The organism is Corynebacterium sp. L4757 (assembly GCF_043673995.1).
Classification (GTDB): domain Bacteria; phylum Actinomycetota; class Actinomycetes; order Mycobacteriales; family Mycobacteriaceae; genus Corynebacterium.
On the sequence record NZ_JBIMEN010000005.1, the window covers coordinates 129,912 to 151,381 of the forward strand.

Here is a 21,470-nt window from a genome sequence, read left to right on the forward strand (position 1 = left end):
ATCCACGGTTAGAAGTCTACTACGATAAGCAGGGATGACTAACCACGCTAACCGGAAGCGGCGCAAACGCCGCCCAGCGCAAAGGCCGCAACGCCAGCAGCGCTCGACAAATAAAATGGTAACCCGCGATGAAACCTCCGCGGGTGGCTTAGTGGTATCCGGATTAGCTGAGGCAGTCGATGAAAACGGCGAGGTAGATCTGACCCGTATCTATGTGGCGCTGATTGGCAGGTTAGACCGCCGTGGCCGCCTATTGTGGTCGATGCCGAAAGGGCACGTGGAAAACGGTGAGCCCAAAGACCTCACCGCACAGCGCGAGGTATGGGAAGAAACCGGCATCCGAGGAGAGGTCTTCTCAGAACTGGGTGTTATTGATTATTGGTTCGTCTCTGATGGCGTGCGTATTCACAAAACCGTGCATCATTTCTTGCTGCGTTTTGTTGACGGCATCTTAAATGATGAAGACCCAGAGGTCACTGAGGTGGCCTGGATTCCAGTAGCCACGCTGATTGAGCATTTGGCTTATGCCGATGAGCGCAAGCTAGCGCGTATTGCACATGATCAACTTCCCGATCTCGCACGAAAGGAAGCCGCAGCAGGAAAGGCCACCCCGCGGTGACACAATCACGCCCACGCACGTTGCGCCACATCACCAATGTGTCCATCGCTGCCACGCTGACGGCTGCATTAGGGCTCACACCAGGGCTGATGATGCCGGCAGTGACGAATGCTCAGGAGGCTGTGCAGCATCCCGGTTGGGAGGGTTCGTCTGCGCGCGGTGATGATCGCGTGGATTTCGCGTTAGAAAGCAATCCCGGCACGGTTGCCTTGGGCGAACACTTTGACGTCGACTTGCGTATTAACAATACTTCCGCCGCGGAGATTAATAATGTGCAGGTCACAGCACGTCGCGGCAATGCCGTCACGGATGCTGCCGCCGCACAGCAGGAGCTGGCGCACGGCGATTTTCCTTATTATGGCACCACCATTTTCCCGGAAGCCCTGGCACCAGGGGAGGAGTCCACGAATCCGATGGACATCGGTATTGGCGTTGAGGAAGCTTCATCGCTGGCCATTAACTCGCCTGGGGTGTATCCGGTCATGATGTCTTTGACCGGCACGATGGATGGCGAGCCCGTGGCGCTGGCCGATGAACGTTTCTTGCTCACCGTCACCGAACGCGATGGCAGCATGACGCTGGACGATGCCGCCGCATCAACGTTGGTATATCCGATCACGGCACAAACCAATATTGCTCCTGGAGAGGTCGGCGATAATCCGTTGGTGCTGACCGATGAGTCGCTCGCAGAGCAGCTTGCCGATGGCGGGCGCCTTGATGAACTCCTAGATATTTATGAAGACCACGACCTAGGTGAGGGCGCCTGCGTGGCGCTCGATCCGGCTTTGCTGGACACGGTAGATCGGATGAGCGCAGGCTATAACGTTGCCCAAACTCATCCGCCGATTGTGCGGGAGCGTAAGCGTCTGCGCGATTCCTGGTTCCGTGATGATGAGTATGACGAAGGTGTGCCAGGCACGGGCGTCCAAGACGCCGAACGCTGGGTGGAGCGTGTTTCTGATCTTGATTGCATCATCGCGATGCCGTGGGCTAATTCCGATCTCAATGCCACCTCACGCGTGAGTAACGCCTGGCTGGAAGTTGAAGCCGTGGAACGTGGTGCGGAAACCATCTCTTCCATCACGGGCAAAGATGTGGCTTCCGATATTGTGGTTCCGGCCTCGGGCTACTCGGAGCAAGCAGGCGCGCTGCCGTTATTGGTGGCCGATAACACTGGCTGGGAAGGCAATGCCGCAACATTCAACGCGGCCCAGGGCGCACTGCTGGCGCAGACCGGCACATTGCCACAAACCACGGCCTATACCGATCCGTGGCTACGCTATGACTTCACCAATGATTCTGTGCACGCCCGTGACCTCACCGCCGCGGCAGCTGTCTACCTGACTCCGAATGACCCCGGAGTTGATGGCAGCAACACCGCCGGAAATAACCCCGCGGGCACTGAAGACGCCAGCCCGGTTAATACCCTGGGCCGTGTCAACCAACCGAATATTTTGAAGCTCCCGAATTATCTGGAGCCCTCGACCGCCGAAGCAGTGCTCGAGGCTGCAGGCCAGTTACCTAACCTGCGACCGATCACGGATGTGGATCCCACCACCACCGAACAGGAACCTGGTTTGCCGCAAAATAGCTCGGGCGAAGGCACCTACAGCGACCCGGCAGCGTTTACGGATCCGGAAGTTCAGCGCATCGCGCAGCAAGCACGCTACACCGATGAGCTGACCCTCATGATGGAAAATAGCGAGAATATCGCTATGACTCGTTATGGGTTTACGCTGCCGCTGCGCCGCGACCTATTGGCCGCGTTGTCACAGTCTGGCCGCAATTCCCTTCATAGTCATGAGGAGGCGGTAGAAACCGCCAGCCAACGCTTGGAGGAAGATAATGTCGTGCTGCGCACCCTACGTGATGCGGTAACGCTGATACCGCCGGGCAACGTGTACACGCGCACCTCAGATGCCTCACCGCTTCTGGTCGTGGCGGAAAACTCACTGCCGCTGCCGGTGCACGCAACGCTGGAATATGACAGCATCGACGCTGTTCGCCTCGAAACTTCTGAGGACATCATCATTCCTGCGGAAGGCTCCATCACCGTCTCGCTGACCGCCTCCATGCCGGAGCGGCAGGAGCGCACCAACATTTCCATGTGGCTTGCTACTGAAGATGGAGCCACGATCTCTGAGCCTGTCAACATCGCAGTTCAGACTCGAGGCGGTATCGTGAACATCTATGGCGCGGCCATCGCTGCCGCATTGGTCTTTGTCTTCGCCGTGGTGGTGAGGACTAGTCGGAAGAAGAAACGTGGACGAAAAACCTAAATCTCTGAGTTCGACAGAGAAGCAGGATCACCCTGTTTCTCGGTCGAATGCTGTTAGCTCAAACCCGTCAACGGAATCTGTAAACCCAGATTCCGTTGATGTAGAGACGGCCGCAGAATTCGCAGGCACCGAATCTGCCGAAACATCATCGGTAGGCTTGCGCCGCCGAATTGTGCAGCCGTCTCCGCCGGCGCCAGTACCCGAGCTGAAGAAACCAGCTCCGGTACCACCGGTCGTAGAAGATAAATCCACGCTGAAATCGACGGCAGCTAAACAAACCAGTGACCGCGATGTGGTTCGCGCAACCGGTTCGATGGCGGTAGCAACGCTGCTTTCGCGCATCACGGGCTTTATCCGCAACGTGCTCATCGGTGCATCCCTGGGTACAGCGATCGCATCAGCGTTTACCACAGCAAACCAGCTGCCCAACCTGATTACTGAAATCGTGCTAGGCGCGATCCTCACCTCGCTGGTGGTTCCAGTCCTAGTCCGCGCGGAGAAGGAAGATGCCGATAACGGCGAAACCTTCGTACGAAGACTGTTCACCCTGGCAGTGACGCTGCTGGGTAGTATCACGCTATTATCGGTCATTTTCGCACCGCAGTTAACGCGAATGATGCTGCCCGAATCAGGGCAGGTCAATACAGATCAAGCGATTAGTTTTGCCTATCTGCTGCTGCCGCAGATCTTCTTCTACGGGCTCTTTGCCCTTTTCCAAGCGGTGCTGAATACAAAGAATGTGTTCGGTCCCGCCGCCTGGGCGCCGGTGGTCAATAACATCATTTCCATTTCGGTGCTGTTGGCCTATCAGTTTGTACCAGGCCAATTGCACCCCGCTGAGGCTTCACCAGTCACGGATCCACACGTGATGCTTCTGGGCCTGGGCACCACCTTGGGTGTCGTCGTGCAATGCGCGATTCTGCTGCCAGCGCTGAAGAAGGCCGGTATCAACCTCAAGCCACTGTGGGGCCTGGATGAGCGCCTCAAGCAATTCGGCAGCATGGCTGTCGCGATTGTCGCATACGTTGCCATCTCCCAATTCGGCTACGTTATTACCTCTCGTATCGGCGCGATGGCCGATGAAGCAGCGCCCTTTACCTACCAGCAGGCGTGGCTGTTGCTGCAGGTTCCTTATGGCATTATCGGCGTGACCTTGTTGACCGCAATCATGCCGCGCCTCTCCCGTAATGCTGCTGAGGGCGACGTTAAGGCCGTGGTCCGTGACCTCACGCTGGGTACCAAGCTGACATTTATTGCGCTGATTCCGATTGTCATCTTCATGACCGCTTTCGGTATTCCTATCGCGCGCGGTCTCTTCCAGTACAACGCTTTCTCGCCAGAAGATGCGGAACTCCTGGGCCTGACGCTGTCATTCTCAGCCTTCACGCTGATTCCATATGCCCTGGTGCTGCTGCACCTGCGTGTGTTCTACGCGCGTGAAGAAGCCTGGATTCCGACCTACATCATCGCCGGCACCATCTTCACCAAGGTCGTGCTGACCATGCTGTCTCCACTGGTGGCTGGTTCCCCTGAGCGAGTGGTCATTCTGCTTGCCGCATCCAATGGTTTCGGCTTCATTGCCGGCGCCGTTATTGGTGCATTCTTGCTGCGGCGCAAGCTCGGCAACCTGGGTGGCAAGGAAGTCATGTCCACCACTTACTGGGCGGTTGGTGCCTCCATCGTGGGTCTGATTCCAGCCGGTATCTTGATGTGGTTCATGAACATGATGCTGCCACCACGCCCACATGCGTTGGTGTACTTGGTCATGATCGCGATTGTCGGCATCGTCTTCGTCATTGTCACAGGGATCGTGCTGGGCCGCTCCAAACTGCCTGAGGTGGTCAATCTCGGCCGCGCACTGCAGCGCATTCCTGGCCTCAACCGGTTTATCAACGTTGATACAGATCAGGGCATCGAGGTTGAGGGCCCAGAGATGGTGGAGATTCAGCCAATCTTCGGCCAGGATGCTTTCAACTCCTCGCCAGTTCCGCCACCAATGTCTGCGGGTATTGTCCGTGGCCCACGCCTGGTACCGGGCGCTCCGGTTTCTGATGGACGCTTCCGTTTGCTGCGTGATTGCGGCTCCGTCCCGGGCGCTCGTTTCTGGCAGGCACGTGAGCAAGACACCGGCCGCACCGTGGCTCTGACTTTCGTGGACACCACCTCGCAGGCACCGCTGGCACCGGCCCCACCGGCTGAAGCAGCACGCCGCTCCGCGCTCGTGTCCCGCAATACCCGTAAGCTCGCCGAGCTCAACTTGGACACCATGCCAACTGGTGTGGAAATCCTCGGCTACCGATCTGGCTGCCTGGTGGTTGCTGACTGGGTCGAGGGCTCCGATCTGGCCACCGTTGCTGAGTCCGGGAATTTGGATCCACACGCGGTTGCTCTCGCACTGGAACCGCTCATCAAGGATTCAGCTACCGCCCATGAGGAAGACCTCGTGGTGGGTATTGATAACCGCTCCCGCATCCGCATTTCCACCGATGGTGTTGCCGTGTTGGCCTTCCCGGCCGTGCTTAATGAGGCAACCCAAGACATGGACAAGGCTTCGCTATCGTCAGCACTGAAGCTGCTTGTAGATGCCTCCACTCCAACCCCTCAGGTCCTGCTCGACTTAGCGGATAAGGATTCTGAAGACTCACTCAATGACATGGCTGCGGGTCTGCGCTCCTACGCTGGTGTGGATTCTGATGAGCCAGAAGAACAAGAGCCAATTGAGGCCCTGCCGGTTACTGAGCAGCCACTGACTTCGGATGAGATTCCGGAAGAAACTGCGGGCTTCGGCGCCCGGAGTTACTCCAGTTCTTCAGCGATCATCATTGGTGTCTCTGTCATCGCATTCGTGGTTCTCATGGCTTTCATCACCACGTGGATTACGTCCTTGGTGGGACAGGAATCTCGCTCTAACCCGGTTGCTCCGGCCCCGATTCAAGACACTGAAGAGGCCGAGCCAACCATGATTTCTACACCTCCAGTCTTGCTGCCGATGTCTGCGGGTATTGAAATTCCAACTGGAAAGATCATCCCCGAAGCAGTCGATGATGACCCCGATACCGAGTGGACTTCCGATGAATCCGGCGTAGGTATAGTTGTCACCGCTGACAACTCCGCGCAGCTGCATGATGTTCTCATCTCACATTCAAGCTCTGCGGGCGCTGAAGTTGTTATCTACGGCGTCAACGCGGTTGATTTCGTGGCCTCTGAATTCAACGCTGAGGAACTCACCCAATTGGGCACCGGCACCTTGGCTCGTGGTCGCACCGCGGTGGAATTGGAAGAAGACCCAACCTCTTATGACTCAGTCATCATCTGGGTTGCTGACCTTCCATCTAAAGGCGATATCAACATCACCGAGGTTCAACTCACCGGCGTCATCACCGGCCCAGCATCAACCAATAATCCTGAGGAAGCAGTCGGCGAAGAATAGAAACGACTGAAACAACCTCGACAATTGATAAGGCCGGAGTCAGGCACAGGGATGACAATCCCAGCTTGGCTCCGGCCTTTTGTTTGCTGTGAATTGCTTTCCTCCGCTGAAAAGTCCACACGGCGCCATTAGGATGGGCGCCAGAACCATCCGGCCAAAATAGCTAGCCAGCAAATCTGCCAGGGGCACGCCTTGAGAGGCATCCGGAAAGGCTCATGTACTGACCCGTTGTTATTGCAGTTTTCAACGATTTTAGAATTTTCTTATCTCCGTGACCTGCAATTTCAAAATATTTTTAGTTAAAGGTTGACGTAATAACAAAGTGATGCCATAATAATTGTTGTTGCGTCAACAAAGGTTGATGCTCAGAAAATCTGAGACATTCTCAAACAACTACTTTAGGAGTACACAATGACCAACTTCGCCGGCTCTTACACCCTGGACCCAACCCACACCGTCATCGGTTTCGTTGCTCGCCACGCAATGGTCACCAAGGTTCGCGGCAAGTTCAACGAGTGGGATGCAAAGATTGAAATCGCTGAGAACCCAGCTGATTCCAACATCGAGGTAGTAGTTAAGACCGCTTCCGTTGACACCGGCAACGAAGACCGCGACGGCCACGTTCGTGCGGATGACTTCTTCAACTCCGAGTCCTACCCAGACATGACCTTCAAGGCAACCGACATCAACGTTGACGAGAATGGCAATGGCACCCTGACCGGTGACCTGACCATCCGTGAGACCACCAAGTCCGTCACCCTGGACGTTGAGACCGAGGGCGTAGCTGAGGACCCATTCGGCAACACCCGCGTTGGCTTCGAGGCTTCCACCAAGATCGACCGCACCGAGTTCGGCCTGAACTTCAACGCTCCACTGAACACCGGCGGCGTTCTGGTTTCTGAGAAGATCACCATCGAGATCGAGGGTTCCGCAATCAAGAACGCTTAAGTTCTTCCCTCAAGTGACTGTCACTAAGCAGTTACTGCAATAACTTCATATACGCGAAGGGCCTGATTCCGATTCACATCGGTGTCAGGCCCTTCGCGTTGTTGCTTAGGAAGACCACGCCTGCCACAGCTTTTCATAGGTGCCACCGAGGGAGCGGAGTTCCTCATGGGTACCGGATTCTTTGATGGCGCCTTGTTCCATGACGATGATGCGATCAGCCTGCGCTGCTTGATCGAGGCGGTGAGCCACGATGAGAGAGGCGCGGTCTCTGGTGACGGCAGCAGCAGCGCGCTCCAGCAGCTGTGCATGATCGGAGCCGGCCTCAGCGGTGGCTTCATCAAGAACCACCAGGTGCGGAGCAGCTAATTCCACCCGGGCTAATGACAGCAGCTGAGCCTCAACTCCGGTCAGGCGGAATTCACCATCACCGATAACGGTTTCCACGCCCTGGGGAAGACGGGCAATCCATGAGTCCCCAACGGTAGCGAGCGCCGACAGAACGTCTTCGTCCGAAGCGTCGGGCCTCGACATGCGGACATTATCCAGCACCGTGCCACGGAAGCAGTGTACTTCCTGACTAACCATTGCTATACAGCCGCGCAGCTGCACCGGATCAATGTCATTGATATCTATCTCCGCCAATTTCACGTGACCGTCTGTGGGGCGCAAGAGTCTTGCTGCGATCAACGCCAGTGTGCTCTTACCGGCACCCGTTGCACCGACCACTGCGACGTGCTCGCCAGGTTTAATAGCAAGGTTTATATCTTTGAGGACAGGCTCTTGCTCGAAGGAGTGGGAGACATCGGCAAGCTGCAACGTTGGGCTCTTTGGCACATCGGCCGTGCCGCGGACCTGCGCGTTAGCAGTGTCAATGACGCCGACCATGCGGATCAACGATGCACTGGCGGACTGAATATCAGCGAACATACCGACGAGGATGCCAATCGGACCGAAGAGCCGGTGGAAGATCAAGGCGGCGGTGGAGACCGCACCGACGGTCACCAGATCTTGGGTCACCAGATAGAAACCGGTGCCCAAAATAGCGATGAGCGTGATGCACTCGGCGCGGTTATTCCGCGAGAAAGCCCAGGTGAGAAACCTAAAGACCGAAATCGAAATATCACGAGCTGTGCCTGAAGCTTGATCGATGCGCTTGAGCTCCAGCGGTTCAGCCTGATATGCGCGCAAGGTCGGTGCGCCCTCCACCGCGCCGATGAGACGCTGGGTGCGGACACCAAATGCTTCACGTTCCTTGGTAAACATCGGGCCCGAACGTGGCAGGTAAACGCGCAGAGTGGACCAGTAGAGGGGAATGGCAATAAGTCCAACCAGACCCAAGCGCCAGTCCACGGCGGTCATCCCAATCGCCGACACGATGACAGTGAAGCTAGCTTGAACGACCATCGGCATCACACTGCTTGCCGCGGTGGACACTTCCCGGGAGTCATCAGCCACGCGGGAGACTAAATCACCCCGGCCAGCTTGCTCGACCGTGTGGGCATCAAGGCTCAGAGCCGAATCAAGTACCTCTTCACGCAAGGCTGCGATGGCGGGTTCCAAAACACGCGCGAGCAGCACCTCACCCCACCAGGTGCCCAGGCTGGCGATAGCACCGCCAACGATGATGAGTATGGCAAAGCGGACAACCCCAGTGAAATCTGGGTCTGCCAGGAGGTTATCCACCACAACGCCAACAGCCCAGGGGCCAATGAGTCCACACACGGCGGTGAGCAGGCCGAGGATAACGACACCAATGAGCTTTAGGCGATGTGGTTTAAGTTGCGCCAGCGCTACCTTAAAGGCACGTCCAGGGCGTGCGGAGGGCAGAACAGTACTCATTTATTCGCCTCCTTGGGGGATTACCCGATCAGCAACGTTCATAAACGCCGGGGAGGTACTGAGCACCACGGTGGTTTTACCCGCACGGAAATCACGTATCCCCTGGGCAATACTGACTTCGGTAACCGAATCCACGGCGCTGGTGGGATCAATCAGCACCAGTACTTCCGGATCCGCATGCAAGGCACGAGCAAGCACCAAGCGCTGGCGCTGACCACCGGAGAGGTTGCTGCCTGAGTCACGCACCTGCGAATCCACGCCCTGGGGAAGCGCCTCAATGATGTCGGTGGCACCCGAAGCTTGCAACACGGCCTCATCAATAGAGGCAGCCGGGTCATGACTCATGGCGATATTCGAGCGAATCGTGCCTTCAAAAACATCTGCCGAGTGCGGCACTATCAGTGCACCCGGATGGAATTCAGGCAAGGTCCAGGTGTCTGGATCGGCGACGATGAATTGGGAATCGCCGAAGTCGATGTCCTGCGCTGATGCTTCGACGGTCGGCTTATTATTCAAGAATTCGGTGACGCGACGCGCAGCGCCATGAGCAACAGCGGCATCACTCATGGAGTTACTCAACAGGCGGATTGGCTCCGAAAGGTACACGGCGATACCAACGATGGCGACCAGCTGTCCTGGTTCCAGCTGCCCTGAACTCACACGCCAGGCGGACATGAGCAATACCGCAGCTAGGTTGAGGGCCACGGCAAATTCACCAACACCAGCCACTTTGCCTTTAACGGCAGCGGTATTGATAGCAGCCTGCGCGGATTCTTGTGATGCAGTGCGATAAGCAGTACTGGCCCAACGCTCGCCGCCAATGGCCTTGATGACGCGCAAACCCAGCATGGTGTCGCCAACCTGCGCGCCTGCCGCCGCAAGCTTGGCCTGCTGCGTGGAGCTGCGCTGGGAAATCCCACGACTAGCACCAGCCACGATGAAAGAAATCACCGGAGCTAGGATCAGCACAATAAGCCCAACGAGCCAATCACTCCACAACAAGAAGATCGCCGATGCCACAAAGCCCGTGATTGAGGAAACTCCGGTGCCAATCTGACCGAAGATGCGCGTGATGGAATCAGCGTCCGCCGTCGAACGCGACATCACCTCACCGGGCACCAGGTCCTTGGTGGACATCTTGGTTAACGCATGGTTGGCAACTTCCACGCGCAGCGAATGCGATTCATGCTGCACCGCCGCATTCAGTGAACGAGAACCAACACGATAAGACCCTGACAGGACAATAAAGAGCACAGCGAATAGCACCAGGCTAATGGCCAACAGTGTCAGATCCCGTGGCAGAACTGCGCGGTCAATGATGACACCAATAGCAATGGGTACCAGCGCCTCACTGAGCTGCCAGAGGCTTAAGAAAATACCGCCGAGGACCGCGCGTTTCCACTGTCTTTTCACCGTGCGCCGCAATAGCGCTGTTCCGCCACGCGTTGCTTTTTCCATAGCAACCTTTCTCCACCACGAATCACATGCTGATTCGTGAATTACCCATGCCCAACATGAGCTGAGTATTCATGCTTTTCATACAAGCTTTGAATCTACCCGCTATCAATCTTTAGTACGAGAACGCCCTAGAAGCATCAGCAATTACAGTAGTTTCAGCTCGCAATAATGAGGTGGAGAAAGAAAAAGCGGTGCTACAGTCATGGCACCGCATGAAACCTAGGCCGGGCTGACAGAAGCGTTAACAGCCCAGCTAACCCCGAAGCGATCACGGACGTGACCATAGAGCTCGCCCCACGGGGCTACTTCCAAAGGCAACACGACTTCACCACCCGTGGCAGTGAACTTATCCCAGTACCCGCGGGCTTCTTCTTCATTCGAGCAGATCAAGAGCAAGGAATATGGAGTGCCATCCAGACCGGGCGAGTCTTCTTCCATGGCGTCACCACCGGCGATAGAGACGATCTCAGAATCCAATGTCGCATTAGCCACCGCATCAGGAACAAGTTCAAAAGGGAACTGCGCGGCATTTTCCTTGGGGAAGTCGCCGTAGGTCAAGATATTTAGGTCACCACCAAAAATGGAGTGATAGTACTCAAACGCTTCCTTCGCAGTACCAGGAAAGCTGATATAGGTATAGGACTTAATGGACATGAATCCTCCCATGGATTTAGTGTTTCAACCCGTCGCGAGCCGATAAGAAAAGCGTACCGCTCTAGACATCCCTCACGCACAGATATTTGTGCCCCAGGTCATATTTTGTTTAATCGAGGGACTACTATGGCAGTCATGCCACAAGCTAATCTCACGCACCTAGAAGCACAGCAGCGTGCAGCAGCGCTCACCCTTAGCGCATATCACCTGCACCTAGATTTATCCCAGGCCACCGATCAGGAAGTGTCCACCTATCCGGTTACTGCTCGGATTGAATTCCAGACCACCGATCCGGAGCTCTTCATCGACTACCTGGGGGAGACGGTCACCAGTGTCACGATCAATGGCGCTGCCACCGATGTCGATTTCCACGATGGGCGACTCTATCTTCATAACCTCCCAACAAATGAAGACGTAGCAGTGGAGATATCCGGTGATTCCATTTACTCCCGCAGCGGCCAGGGCCTGCACCGCATGCTGGATACCGCCGATGGTGCGACCTATCTTTATTCACACCTAGAGCCTTCCGATGCCCGTCGCATCTTCCCATGCTTCGATCAGCCAGATATTAAGGCAAAGTTTCACGTGAAACTTACCGCGCCCGCCGAGTGGGCCATACTGGCGAACCAGCCCGAGATCGCACGCGAGATCTCAAGTGACAGCAAGATCGCAGGTAAGAGTGGGGAGGTAGCTACTGTGGAGTTCGCCGCGACCCCGCCGCTATCCACTTATCTCACCGCATTCGCGGCGGGACCATATATCTCCAAGTCACGAACCTGGACCGCGCCCGATGAGTCACTCACGGTGGAGCTGCGCTCCTCTGCCCGCACTTCCATGGAAGAATTTCTCGATGATGAGATCTTGGAACTCACTGCTCAGGGCATGGATTTCTTTCACGAGAGCTTTGGTTTCCCGTACCCGTGGGGCAAATATGATTCCATCTTCGTGCCGGAGTACAACCTGGGCGCGATGGAAAACCCCGGACTCGTTACTTTCACCGAATCTTACTTATTCCGCTCTGCTCCAACGCGTGCGCAGCATGCCGCGCGAACCAATACAATCCTCCACGAGATGTCCCACATGTGGTTCGGTGACCTAGTCACCCCGCAGTGGTGGGATGATTTGTGGCTGAAAGAGTCTTTTGCGGAATTCATGGGCGCGGACTCTTCTGTCAACGCCACTCAATATGCAGAGGCCTGGACGAACTTTGCTGGTAGCCGCAAGAATTGGGCTTATTCCCAGGATCAGCTGCCCACCACGCACCCGATCAAAGCGGAGATCCCCGACGTGGATGCCGCACGTCAGAATTTCGATGGCATCACCTATGCCAAGGGCGCCGCAGTGTTGAAGCAATTGGTGCACTATGTGGGCAGCGAGGAATTCTATGCTGGCGCACGAGACTACTTCCAGGCACACGCATTTGGCGCGGCTACCTTCGCTGATTTACTCAATGCGCTGCGCAATCACACCGACCGCGATCTCGAGGCTTGGTCGAATGCATGGTTAAAGACCTCCGGCCCCGATACCCTCGCCCCAGAAATCACGGTGTCTAATGGCGCCATTGAGTGGCTGGCTATCATCGCCACCGCCGAGGGTGATACCCGTCCGCACCGCGTGAATGTCTCACTTTTTGACTCCTCACTAAACCGCACCGAGATATTCGATGTTGATATCTCCGCAGGTCAACACACCACCGCGATCGCGGAAGCAGTAGGGAAGCCAGCACCGCATCTGGTTCTCATCAACGATGGTGACCACACCTATGCCAAGGTGCGCTTTGATGAAACCTCCCTCAACACCATTCGCCACCGCCTCAGTGAGCTACGCGGCGGCCCTGAGGAGGAGCTATCCCGTGCGGTCATCTGGACGGCACTGTGGAATATGACGCGTGATGGACAGTGGTCAGCCAATGAATTCATTGACACCGTGCTCGAGCACGGACCAAAGGAAGATAATGCCAATATCATGGCTACCACCTTTGCCAATGCTCGTTATGCGGTGAAGAATTTCTTGCCCGAGGATGAACGAGAGGACAAGCGTATTGAGGTCGCTCATGGTTTCTGGAAACTTCTGACCAGCGCCGATCCCGGATCAGATGCGCAGCTAACCATTGCACGTTCTACCATTGCAACGCTCGCGGCAACACCAGAAGAATCCGGCACGCAGCGCCTACAAGACATTTTGGATGGTGAAATCAAGGGTCTAGAACTAAGCCCTGATATTCGGTGGTCAATCATTCGCGCACTTGCTGCGCGTGATGCAGTGAGCCAAGAGGTAGTGGATGAGCAGCGACGCGCTGACAATACGTTGACGGGTGCAGCGGAGCATTTAGGCGCAACGTATGCATTCCCCACTACAGAGAACAAACGCTTCATCTTCGATGAGGTACGTCGCCCGCAGGCCTACTCCAATACCGAGGTCAAGCAGTTGCTTGCAGCATTCAATGCGCCGCGTTCAGCACCGCTTACTGATTCCTTCGCCACGGAATTCTTCGAGGTACTGTCATCTATTTGGTCCGATCAGCCGATCGAGATAGCCAACCACATTGTGCGCGGGCTCTATCCAGAACAAGAAATGGCAGTGACAGCTACCGATACGTTCCTGGCCAACGACGATGTCCCAGGAGCACTCCGCCGAGTACTCCTGGAATGCCAGGACGCCGTGCGCCGCAACCTGGCTGTACAGGAGGAACAACGCAGCCTTATGGCGCCCTAGTCACTTTTGATAGAAAAGGAAGATGAATTCGTCGAATAGAGCAGCCGTGGGCGCAGTGATTGTTGCTGCGGCTGTTATCTGGCAAGGAATTGGTACGGCGGTTGTGGGGAACACGGTTGCGCCAGAGCTATCGACCTTCACCACGTTTTCAGCATTCCTCACCGCGGCAATCCTGGCGAACCTCATTTTCTTCCTTCGCGAGACAACGGTGCCTATCGCGACCAAGGCGGGGCAGTGGCGTGCGAATTTTAGGGTTGTTGCGGCATTGAACTTATTTTCGGCGGGCGCTTTCTGTCTGTTTTATATCTCTGCCACGATGATTCAACCAACGGCAGCCAGCGTGATTGAAACCGGCATCGGACCGCTCGTTGTCGCGATTATTGCCAGCTTGGCCAGCAAGCGCCTGACCGGCTCTTTGATCCCAGCAGCCATCATTGTGGTGCTGGCATTCGCGTTTTTCTTCTTAGGAAATGACGAGCTCTCAGGCATGACCCTGTTGGGTCTTGCCCTTGCAACTGCCGCAGGGTTTTCCGCAGTCGGTGTGCTTTATTCATCACAATCAGCATCAAAGCGCGGACTGGGAGTGATGAGCATTGCAGCTATCAGGTTCCATTTAGCCTGGATAATAAGCGGGCTCGTGGCATTTATGACGATGGATGCAGAAACAGTGCAGGCAGAGTCACTCATACCAGCAGTGGTCTTATCGGCCCTGTGCATCACCTTCCCAATCTTGCTTCTGCAGTGGGGCGTAATCCTGGCACCACCCTTTGTCTCAGCGTTGATCCTGGCTATCTTGCCAGCAGTTGTCATGGGCACTGAAATGGCCTTTGGTATGAGAATTACAGCGATGCAGTTTACGCTTTTAAGCGTCATCGTGGTCATTACTTTGGGCCAAGCCATCTTGAGCATGCGCGGAAACTGCGAATCGAAAACTCAATCCGCATCAGATAAATAGTACTTGACCTGCCGCGATCGCAGATTATAGACGGAACTCTCACTTCATTAGTTCCATTGCAGCCTTAAATTTCCAGCCCACCTCGGTGGGCTATTTATGCTGGCTGTTTTACCCTTCGAACCTAAATAATGGAAAAGGAGACACACCATGTGGTGGTGTGGAAAACCTTTCACCACTAGATTTCGGGGGGAATCGCAGATGGACTCGGAGCTGGAAATTACGGATGAGCAACTGGTTCGTGACTTTCTTGAAGGAGACACCAGGGCATTCTCGGCGATCGTCGAACGCCACCGTGAGCAACTGCTGTATGTCGCGCGGTCCTATACCAAGTCAGATAATGATGCCCAGGACGTAGTGCAGGAAACATTCTTCAAGGCCAGCACCAACTTGCATAAGTTCCGCTCTGAGGCCAAGCTCTCGACCTGGCTGAATCGCCTTCTGTTAAGGCGATGATACGGGTATAATGGCCTGTATGAAAAAAGCATACACCTATTGCCGAATATCCGCAGATGTAGAGGGGGACGCGCATGGCGTGGCCTCACAGCTGAGACAGTGTCATGACTATGCTGAACAGCAAGGATGGGAGATCGGCGGGGACTATATCGACAACGATCTTTCCGCATTTTCGGGGGTGAATAGGCCCGAATTTGAACGCCTTCTAGCAGACATGGCAGCAGGGAAAGTCCCCATACTTGTCGCATGGCACATTGACCGCATGGCGCGCCGTGTGGCAGATCTAGCCAGGATTGTTGAAGCGGCAAAGCAGGGCGGCACAGAGATCCGAACCGTGAAGGCCGGGGAGATCGACCTAAGCAACGCTTCAGGAGAGTTCGTAGCCTACCTAATGGGCGCTATGGCACAGTTTGAATCACGCCACTCATCCGAGCGCCAAGTTGCCTCGCAGCACGACAGGGCACTACGGGGATTGTGGCGCGGTGGGCCACCACCATTTGGCTATAAATCAGCGGGCACCGGGCAGCTCGTCATTGATGAAGAAGATGCAGCATGGCTTAAGAAGTGGGCAACGTGGCTACGGGCTAATGACTCGCTGCTCGCCATTAGGCGTCGAACACATGCCAGCGTCCCCGAGGGACACAAACTAAAGCGCTTATCGCTTTACGGCCTACGTAGCCGGTTGATTAACCCAGCTATTGCGGGACTTGTCAAAGAGCACGGGGAGATTACCGGAGAGGCTAGTTGGGAGCCTATTTTCAGCCGGGAAGAATACGACACCCTTGTTGCTATCCTGCGTGACCCGTCAAGAAGGACAGCCCAGAGCCAGGAGCGCAAGTGGCAGGGTTCGGGTACGTATATTTGCGGGAGATGCGGGACGCGTTTAAGGTGCCACAGACACCCACAGTATAAGGATAGGCGCGTTTATGAGTGCCCTAAACATCACATGTCTATTGACCGGATAAAGATGGACGCTTTGGTTGATGAGGTTATTGTTGCCTACTTGAGTATGCCTCAACAGGGTGTTTTCGGGGCGGACGATAGCCAGGGCGAGGCACTTGCAAAGTTGCATGAAGAGCGCGTTACGTTGCTTCAACGCAAGGATGGACTGGCGTTGTCTTTTACAGAGGGCGAGATTGACCGGGCGCAGTTGACGGCTGGCACTAAGTCTTTGAATGCGAAACTAGAGTCTGTGGATAAGCGCGTGGCATCGCTAAAGCGTGACACGGTGGTTGTTGACTTGACTGCCTCACCTGAGATGGTGGAGGAACGGTGGCAGGCTATGGCGCCGGATAAGCGCGCGTTGGTGATTCGGGCATTGTTTGATGTGGTGCTGTTGCCTGCTGGCAGGCTTAGGTTGCCGACTCGTGAGCGTGTGGAGTTTAGGTGGAAGTGATGTTGCTGGCAAGCCCCGTGGAGTGATCTAAGCAAGTTGCCATGTGGAGCTACCCCCGAAAGTGTTTAGTAGCGATATGGCGCGATGTGGCTCGGTGTTGGTTCGTGTTGGTTGGCGTTGGGGCGACAAAAACAGCGTTGACTACCAGGGGAAATGGGCTTTATCATAGACAGGCAGCTAAGTCAACTGTTGACCGCGCTGGCGCTGTCTGAGAACTGAATAGAGGCCCAAGAACCTTACACCCAGTCCGTGTGCCCGTGGACATATTTACGGGTAGGCCGTTAGCCATACGGTGCCGTCCCCGGTTAGAGCGGGATAAAAGCTAATACCGAAAGCAATATTCAACATTAGGGAGTTAGCCAGATGAAATTTAGTGATGAAGTAATAATTGACGAATCAGGGCGTGAATGGTGGACGGCGGAGAAGGCCGCCGAAGCCTTTAACGTCACAGTGCGGGAGATCGAAGAGCGTTATAAGCCGTTGATGACACCGGGAGCAGTCAGGGAGCCAGAAAAGGAATATGACTATGTTTACGACTTTGAACGCCCCGGCTATGAGTTTGATGAACAAGCGGCGCGCGAACAGATCCACAAATCAGCGTGGAAGAAAAGTGTAGAGCAAGAATCAACCGATCCCTTTAAGCGTGGCTTTACGATTAATCCGGATCGTGTTGGTGGTGTTCCGCAGGATGGAGACTTTGATTTATGGAGCACGATTGAGACGCGCGGTTATGATCTTGGGCTGGAGCCGGAATCTAGGCGGCTCGTAAATGTTACGCCTCGGCTTTTTCTCAGGGATGAGTTGCTTAATGTGCGTTATGAGAAAGTGCAGAGCCGGAAGGTTAAACCACTTCCGCCGCGTGGTTCCGGTGGTCGATTTGCTAAAAGTTAGCATATGTGCATGTCGGACCGAATATGCGGGAAAGAATGCTAATTAGTAAGGGGAAGAAGAGGCTAAAAATCTTCCCAAGCTCGTCACCCTTTAGGTGCCGGGCTATTTTTTATGCCCACTTATAGTGCCAACCAAGGCAACCCGTTGTACTTCCAGTGCAGCGGGTTTTTTAGATCCAAGGATAAACATTGACCAATGAACAATACATCCAGCAAATTATCGCCCAGGCTCCACCACTTACCGAAGAGCGTCGGGCGTTCTTATCCCAGATTTTCAGCGAAGGAGGTGTCAAGAGTGAAGAAGTATCTAACGCACATGGAGGTGTGCGAGCTGCTTAGTGTTAGTCGTAGGACGTTGTTCCGGTGGCGACAGGTTGGTTATTTTCCCCAGCCGGGTTATGTCGGTCGTAGGCCGGTTTATCGGCGTGAGGTGGTGGATGAGTGGTTGGCGCGGCAAGCGTCACAGTGACGAAAGCCGCATTTTAGAAATGACCGTTTTATTGACTGTTGCAGAACTTCCCCCGGCTGCATAGGTCACATTTTCGAGCAAGAGGGATTTTATGTCCGTTGACCGGGCTATACTTATTTTAGTTAACCACTTGCAGTTACCAGTTGAAAAGGAATGCAATGAACAAGGCAGAGTTTCGCCAGCACCAAGATGATTGGCGACAGGCTTTAATTAGCCACAGGAAAGACAGTGGACAGGCTTTAGAGGGCGCTACTATTCGCGTCGCTATCGCCTTACAGCATTATGAGCACGCGACGGCTGGTGAAGATCAGTGCTGCGCTTTTCCCACCCGCGCGAGCCTTGCAAGGCGGCTAGGGCTGGATAACGGTAAGCCTGAGAACTATCGCAGGACTATCACCAAGCACCTTCGGCAGTTGGAGCAGGCCGGGTTCATCGTGAAGATTCGCGAGGGCGTTAGGCCGTCTTTAGATAACCCGCGTGGCACCTCCGCTAAGTGGCGCTTGATTGTTCCCGCTGAGGATTTGGAGCGAATCAGAACCATGTGGGATGCCGAAGAGCCGGAGGAAGTAGGGGGGCAAACTGTGCATGTAGGTAACGACGAAGAGGGCAACATGCACGATTCACCCCCCAACCCTTGCACGATTCACCCCCCAACTCCTGCACGATTTGCACACCCAACAACCCCTGACTATCAACCCCTGACTGATCAACCTCTGACTGTTGGTGTTGATTTTTCTGAGAAAAGAGAATCAGAGAACCAGGAGCCGGAGAATCTGGAGCAGATGCAGGAGTTCAGTGATGCCTATCCGGGGAGCGCTTCTCCCGTGATGATTGAGGTGGCTTACAGGGATGCGATTGAGGCAGGAGCTACGCATGAGCAACTAGTCGCAGCCGCGAATGAGTACGCAGCCAAGTGTGAACGGCTTGCGACAAAACCAATGATCGTTTGGAGCTTCTTAAGAAACGATACGTGGGCAAAGTACGTCAAAGAAGATCGCCCGTCCTAGCAGACAACCATCCAAAGATAAAAAAGGAATCAGCAATGAGAGTAGATGTAACTCGACAACCAGGAAAACCCGGCTTCTTCCGCGTGGAGCGGTCGAAAGACTTTGAGGATCGCATGTTTGTTTCCGCGCCTTACACGTCGGAGATTACCCGTGATGAAGCGATAAGCCTTATCGAGGCGTTGATTGTGAAGGCTGAGGAGATCTGGCCGGAGGTGAGAGAGTGAGCACTGGCCGTAAGGTCTATCAGATGCCAGACGCGCAGCGGGTGCGATGGATGAAGGACGGCAAACGGAAAAATTTTGACGCAGCGCCCGACCATGAGCGCAGGATGGTGATCGCGTATTGCGGAGCCAGGATAGAACTTCCCAGGGATAAGGCGTTGAAGCTTGCAGACATGCTTGTTGACCTGGCCGAGCAACTACCGGATTAACCCAACTACTTTTTAGCCACTCTTCCCAGACCGGGGCGGGTGGCTTTTTCGATCCATCTTCTTAGGAGCAAAAACCTTGATTTCTATCCCAGCCACTCGACCAAATGGCATACCGCATGTAATCCGCGTCAGTCAAGACACCGGCGACCCAAAGCGGATCTTTATCGGCATGGGTACACCGCGCGGCCTTGTCTTTGATATTGCGCAGGCGCGGGAGCTTGCCCAGGAACTCAACATCCTGGCAGACGTTCTGGAAGCCGAAATTTCCCAGCCATCAGGGCTACTCGTCCAAGACCTGTAGACAGCCCGTAATCAATGCCTAGAAGCCCGCCAGACGGCCTAGAAGCAATCAATCGAACATGAACCCATAAACGCCACTACAGGCGCTTAATTCGTCACACATTCCGAAAGGACACTTTAATCATGAAAACAGTAATCAATCTTGCGGCCGAGCAGATTGTCAGGGCGCAAGACATTTCCGTCGAACGTTCCCGATATGGGGACGGCATATTTGTGCGCGTGCCCCGTACCGGACAGGTGACGCTGACCAGGGAACAAGCCGGGCAGCTAGCTGATGCGCTTTACGGCCTGGCTAAGAGCGGGGTTAGCGATGTCTAGTAACGGCGAAATCTTTGCCCAGTTCATGCACGAGGCTTACGGAATAGAGCCGGAACCGGAACCGGAACCAACCGGGCCGCGTAAACCCGCACCCGTGCCAGAAGCCGGACATGCCGGGCCGTCACCAATGGCCAAAGAGGCATCAGACCTCACCAACTTTCACGAAAAACTACAGCACTACTTCAACATCCACTACTAAGGAGAACCCACATGACCAAGACCACTTACCAGCGACCAAAAGCCAACCTCACCGGCGCCCGTGGCTACCAAGCACTAGCCGATGCATGGAACATTCCAGTCGATGACCTTTACACCGATGCCTACCGTGAAGCCCGCGCCGATGCGAAAGCATGGCAGGAGCTAACCTTTACCGCCGGTGGTAAGGAAGTAGCGCAAATTATCGCCACCACACCGCGTGATAAATGGCTGGCAGAAATCAAAAAGCAGGCCGCCGATTCGGTTGCAGCGGAGCTGATTAAAGAAGGCCACCCGCGCATCAGCTTCAACCTTTCCCGGGCCGCTGATAAAGAGCTAACCGGCGATGCAGCATGGCGCCATGCTGCCACCGTCCTAGACGTGGACAAAGCCGTGCAAGACTTCCAGAACGCTGTGAGCGACCTCGGAACCACCGTCTACGATCCCATCAAGGCAGCACAGAAGAACCCAACCGCGTTTGCCGAATACATGCGCCGATCCCCTCAACTTCTGTTCCTGGATGTGCTCGGAGCGAGTGGACGTGACAGCGCCGCGTTGCATGCCAGCTTCCCAGAAATCCCGGTGTTGACCTTTTCCAAGGATGGTTTCAATCGCAAAACCAACCACTACACCGAAGAAGAAATCAACGTGCACCGCGTCGCCTTGGCCTACTTCGATAAGGCTCGAAACGATGACAACATCCTCATTGACCTGGTGCTTGGAGAATACCCAGGGTTTGAACTGGCAACCAGCCTCAACCCGAATGAGTACCGCCGCCGCCGTGAACTCATGTCCGAAGTCAACAAGATTGAACAGGTCTAATGGCATGGAGCCGGGGCAATGGCCGAACATCCACCGCACGCTGGAAACGGATCAGGCAGCGGGCAAAGGCTTCTTTGAACTACTGGTGCGCACGATGCGGGAGCGGGGAGCCACTGGAGCTAGACCACATCGTCAACACCCGGAGCGGCGGAACCGATGACATGGACAACCTGCAATGGCTTTGTGTCCCCTGTCATAAGGCAAAGACACAGCAGGAATCAGCAGCACGGCGAGGACGGTTTAAGCGACCACCTAAACCGCCACTAGCGCCTTAGTAGGCTCAGGATGCACCA

21 protein-coding genes are annotated in these 21,470 nt (G+C 55.1%); 18 read left to right on the plus strand and 3 right to left on the minus strand.

Annotated features, from left to right (window positions below):
- Positions 1 to 34: 34 nt before the first annotated feature.
- The 4 genes from ACG98I_RS07770 to ACG98I_RS07785 all read left to right on the plus strand — a co-directional run bounded on the left by ACG98I_RS07770 (position 35) and on the right by ACG98I_RS07785 (position 7,276).
- On the plus strand, positions 35 to 619 hold the full coding sequence (locus ACG98I_RS07770) for an NUDIX hydrolase (RefSeq protein WP_394719777.1): 585 nt from the start codon (positions 35 to 37) through the stop codon (positions 617 to 619).
- Positions 616 to 2,898 carry a hypothetical protein gene (locus tag ACG98I_RS07775; protein WP_394719779.1) on the plus strand — a complete coding sequence of 761 codons (2,283 nt, stop codon included), beginning with the start codon at positions 616 to 618 and terminating at the stop codon, positions 2,896 to 2,898. The genes ACG98I_RS07770 and ACG98I_RS07775 overlap by 4 nt, the downstream gene beginning before the upstream one ends.
- Entirely contained in the window at positions 2,882 to 6,328 is a 3,447-nt protein-coding gene (gene murJ / locus ACG98I_RS07780) for a murein biosynthesis integral membrane protein MurJ (RefSeq protein ID WP_394719781.1), read from the plus strand. The genes ACG98I_RS07775 and murJ overlap by 17 nt, the downstream gene beginning before the upstream one ends.
- Positions 6,329 to 6,739: 411 nt before the next feature.
- On the plus strand, positions 6,740 to 7,276 hold the full coding sequence (locus ACG98I_RS07785) for a YceI family protein (RefSeq protein ID WP_394719783.1): 537 nt from the start codon (positions 6,740 to 6,742) through the stop codon (positions 7,274 to 7,276).
- Between the two features lie 105 nt (positions 7,277 to 7,381).
- Here the strand turns inward: ACG98I_RS07785 and ACG98I_RS07790 are convergent, their stop codons facing one another.
- The 3 genes from ACG98I_RS07790 to ACG98I_RS07800 all read right to left on the minus strand — a co-directional run bounded on the left by ACG98I_RS07790 (position 7,382) and on the right by ACG98I_RS07800 (position 11,227).
- Positions 7,382 to 9,115 carry an ABC transporter ATP-binding protein gene (locus ACG98I_RS07790; protein ID WP_394719785.1) on the minus strand — a complete coding sequence of 578 codons (1,734 nt, stop codon included), beginning with the start codon at positions 9,113 to 9,115 and terminating at the stop codon, positions 7,382 to 7,384.
- Positions 9,116 to 10,573: an ABC transporter ATP-binding protein gene (locus tag ACG98I_RS07795; RefSeq protein WP_394719787.1), complete on the minus strand. Its 1,458-nt coding sequence runs from the start codon at positions 10,571 to 10,573 to the stop codon at positions 9,116 to 9,118.
- 219 nt (positions 10,574 to 10,792) lie between these two features.
- Positions 10,793 to 11,227 carry a VOC family protein gene (locus ACG98I_RS07800; protein WP_394719788.1) on the minus strand — a complete coding sequence of 145 codons (435 nt, stop codon included), beginning with the start codon at positions 11,225 to 11,227 and terminating at the stop codon, positions 10,793 to 10,795.
- A gap of 135 nt (positions 11,228 to 11,362) precedes the next feature.
- On the opposite strand from ACG98I_RS07800, the gene pepN reads away from it, so the two are divergent.
- The 14 genes from pepN (at position 11,363) to ACG98I_RS07870 (ending at position 21,452) form a co-directional block, all read left to right on the plus strand.
- Complete coding sequence (gene pepN / locus ACG98I_RS07805; protein ID WP_394719790.1) at positions 11,363 to 13,942, plus strand: aminopeptidase N; 2,580 nt, start codon at positions 11,363 to 11,365, stop codon at positions 13,940 to 13,942.
- A gap of 22 nt (positions 13,943 to 13,964) precedes the next feature.
- Positions 13,965 to 14,897: a hypothetical protein gene (locus ACG98I_RS07810; RefSeq protein WP_394719792.1), complete on the plus strand. Its 933-nt coding sequence runs from the start codon at positions 13,965 to 13,967 to the stop codon at positions 14,895 to 14,897.
- Positions 14,898 to 15,095: 198 nt separating this feature from the next.
- A complete protein-coding gene (locus ACG98I_RS07815) occupies positions 15,096 to 15,350 on the plus strand; it encodes a sigma factor (RefSeq protein WP_394719794.1) in 255 nt (84 codons plus the stop codon).
- A gap of 19 nt (positions 15,351 to 15,369) precedes the next feature.
- A complete protein-coding gene (locus tag ACG98I_RS07820) occupies positions 15,370 to 16,746 on the plus strand; it encodes a recombinase family protein (protein WP_394719796.1) in 1,377 nt (458 codons plus the stop codon).
- Positions 16,747 to 17,109: 363 nt separating this feature from the next.
- Entirely contained in the window at positions 17,110 to 17,637 is a 528-nt protein-coding gene (locus ACG98I_RS07825; protein ID WP_394719798.1) for a hypothetical protein, read from the plus strand.
- Between the two features lie 315 nt (positions 17,638 to 17,952).
- Entirely contained in the window at positions 17,953 to 18,105 is a 153-nt protein-coding gene (locus ACG98I_RS07830) for a helix-turn-helix transcriptional regulator (protein ID WP_394719943.1), read from the plus strand.
- Positions 18,106 to 18,263: 158 nt separating this feature from the next.
- Positions 18,264 to 19,112, plus strand: coding sequence for a winged helix-turn-helix domain-containing protein (locus ACG98I_RS07835; protein WP_394719800.1), 849 nt, complete (start codon positions 18,264 to 18,266; stop codon positions 19,110 to 19,112).
- 35 nt (positions 19,113 to 19,147) lie between these two features.
- Positions 19,148 to 19,336, plus strand: coding sequence for a hypothetical protein (locus ACG98I_RS07840; RefSeq protein ID WP_394719802.1), 189 nt, complete (start codon positions 19,148 to 19,150; stop codon positions 19,334 to 19,336).
- Positions 19,333 to 19,542 carry a hypothetical protein gene (locus ACG98I_RS07845; RefSeq protein ID WP_394719804.1) on the plus strand — a complete coding sequence of 70 codons (210 nt, stop codon included), beginning with the start codon at positions 19,333 to 19,335 and terminating at the stop codon, positions 19,540 to 19,542. Before ACG98I_RS07840 ends, ACG98I_RS07845 begins: the two co-directional genes overlap by 4 nt.
- Before the next feature lie 76 nt (positions 19,543 to 19,618).
- Positions 19,619 to 19,843 (plus strand): hypothetical protein, encoded by a 225-nt coding sequence (locus ACG98I_RS07850; protein ID WP_394719806.1) that lies wholly within the window; start codon positions 19,619 to 19,621, stop codon positions 19,841 to 19,843.
- Positions 19,844 to 19,965: 122 nt separating this feature from the next.
- A complete protein-coding gene (locus tag ACG98I_RS07855) occupies positions 19,966 to 20,160 on the plus strand; it encodes a hypothetical protein (RefSeq protein WP_394719808.1) in 195 nt (64 codons plus the stop codon).
- Positions 20,153 to 20,359 carry a hypothetical protein gene (locus ACG98I_RS07860; protein ID WP_394719810.1) on the plus strand — a complete coding sequence of 69 codons (207 nt, stop codon included), beginning with the start codon at positions 20,153 to 20,155 and terminating at the stop codon, positions 20,357 to 20,359. The genes ACG98I_RS07855 and ACG98I_RS07860 overlap by 8 nt, the downstream gene beginning before the upstream one ends.
- A gap of 11 nt (positions 20,360 to 20,370) precedes the next feature.
- Positions 20,371 to 21,177 (plus strand): hypothetical protein, encoded by an 807-nt coding sequence (locus ACG98I_RS07865; protein WP_394719811.1) that lies wholly within the window; start codon positions 20,371 to 20,373, stop codon positions 21,175 to 21,177.
- Entirely contained in the window at positions 21,177 to 21,452 is a 276-nt protein-coding gene (locus ACG98I_RS07870; RefSeq protein WP_394719813.1) for an HNH endonuclease, read from the plus strand. The genes ACG98I_RS07865 and ACG98I_RS07870 overlap by 1 nt, the downstream gene beginning before the upstream one ends.
- Positions 21,453 to 21,470 lie beyond the last annotated feature (18 nt).

Bases quoted from the DNA above. Each gene is read 5' to 3' on its own strand.
- ACG98I_RS07770 (WP_394719777.1), top strand. From the start codon at position 35: ATGACTAACCACGCTAACCGGAAGCGGCGCAAACGCCGCCCAGCGCAA.
- ACG98I_RS07785 (WP_394719783.1), top strand. From the start codon at position 6,740: ATGACCAACTTCGCCGGCTCTTACACCCTGGACCCAACCCACACCGTC.
- ACG98I_RS07790 (WP_394719785.1), bottom strand. From the start codon at position 9,115: ATGAGTACTGTTCTGCCCTCCGCACGCCCTGGACGTGCCTTTAAGGTA.
- ACG98I_RS07795 (WP_394719787.1), bottom strand. From the start codon at position 10,573: ATGGAAAAAGCAACGCGTGGCGGAACAGCGCTATTGCGGCGCACGGTG.
- ACG98I_RS07800 (WP_394719788.1), bottom strand. From the start codon at position 11,227: ATGTCCATTAAGTCCTATACCTATATCAGCTTTCCTGGTACTGCGAAG.
- pepN (WP_394719790.1), top strand. From the start codon at position 11,363: ATGCCACAAGCTAATCTCACGCACCTAGAAGCACAGCAGCGTGCAGCA.
- ACG98I_RS07810 (WP_394719792.1), top strand. From the start codon at position 13,965: ATGAATTCGTCGAATAGAGCAGCCGTGGGCGCAGTGATTGTTGCTGCG.
- ACG98I_RS07815 (WP_394719794.1), top strand. From the start codon at position 15,096: ATGGACTCGGAGCTGGAAATTACGGATGAGCAACTGGTTCGTGACTTT.
- ACG98I_RS07820 (WP_394719796.1), top strand. From the start codon at position 15,370: ATGAAAAAAGCATACACCTATTGCCGAATATCCGCAGATGTAGAGGGG.
- ACG98I_RS07825 (WP_394719798.1), top strand. From the start codon at position 17,110: ATGAAATTTAGTGATGAAGTAATAATTGACGAATCAGGGCGTGAATGG.
- ACG98I_RS07830 (WP_394719943.1), top strand. From the start codon at position 17,953: ATGGAGGTGTGCGAGCTGCTTAGTGTTAGTCGTAGGACGTTGTTCCGG.
- ACG98I_RS07835 (WP_394719800.1), top strand. From the start codon at position 18,264: ATGAACAAGGCAGAGTTTCGCCAGCACCAAGATGATTGGCGACAGGCT.
- ACG98I_RS07840 (WP_394719802.1), top strand. From the start codon at position 19,148: ATGAGAGTAGATGTAACTCGACAACCAGGAAAACCCGGCTTCTTCCGC.
- ACG98I_RS07855 (WP_394719808.1), top strand. From the start codon at position 19,966: ATGAAAACAGTAATCAATCTTGCGGCCGAGCAGATTGTCAGGGCGCAA.
- ACG98I_RS07860 (WP_394719810.1), top strand. From the start codon at position 20,153: ATGTCTAGTAACGGCGAAATCTTTGCCCAGTTCATGCACGAGGCTTAC.
- ACG98I_RS07865 (WP_394719811.1), top strand. From the start codon at position 20,371: ATGACCAAGACCACTTACCAGCGACCAAAAGCCAACCTCACCGGCGCC.
- ACG98I_RS07870 (WP_394719813.1), top strand. From the start codon at position 21,177: ATGGCATGGAGCCGGGGCAATGGCCGAACATCCACCGCACGCTGGAAA.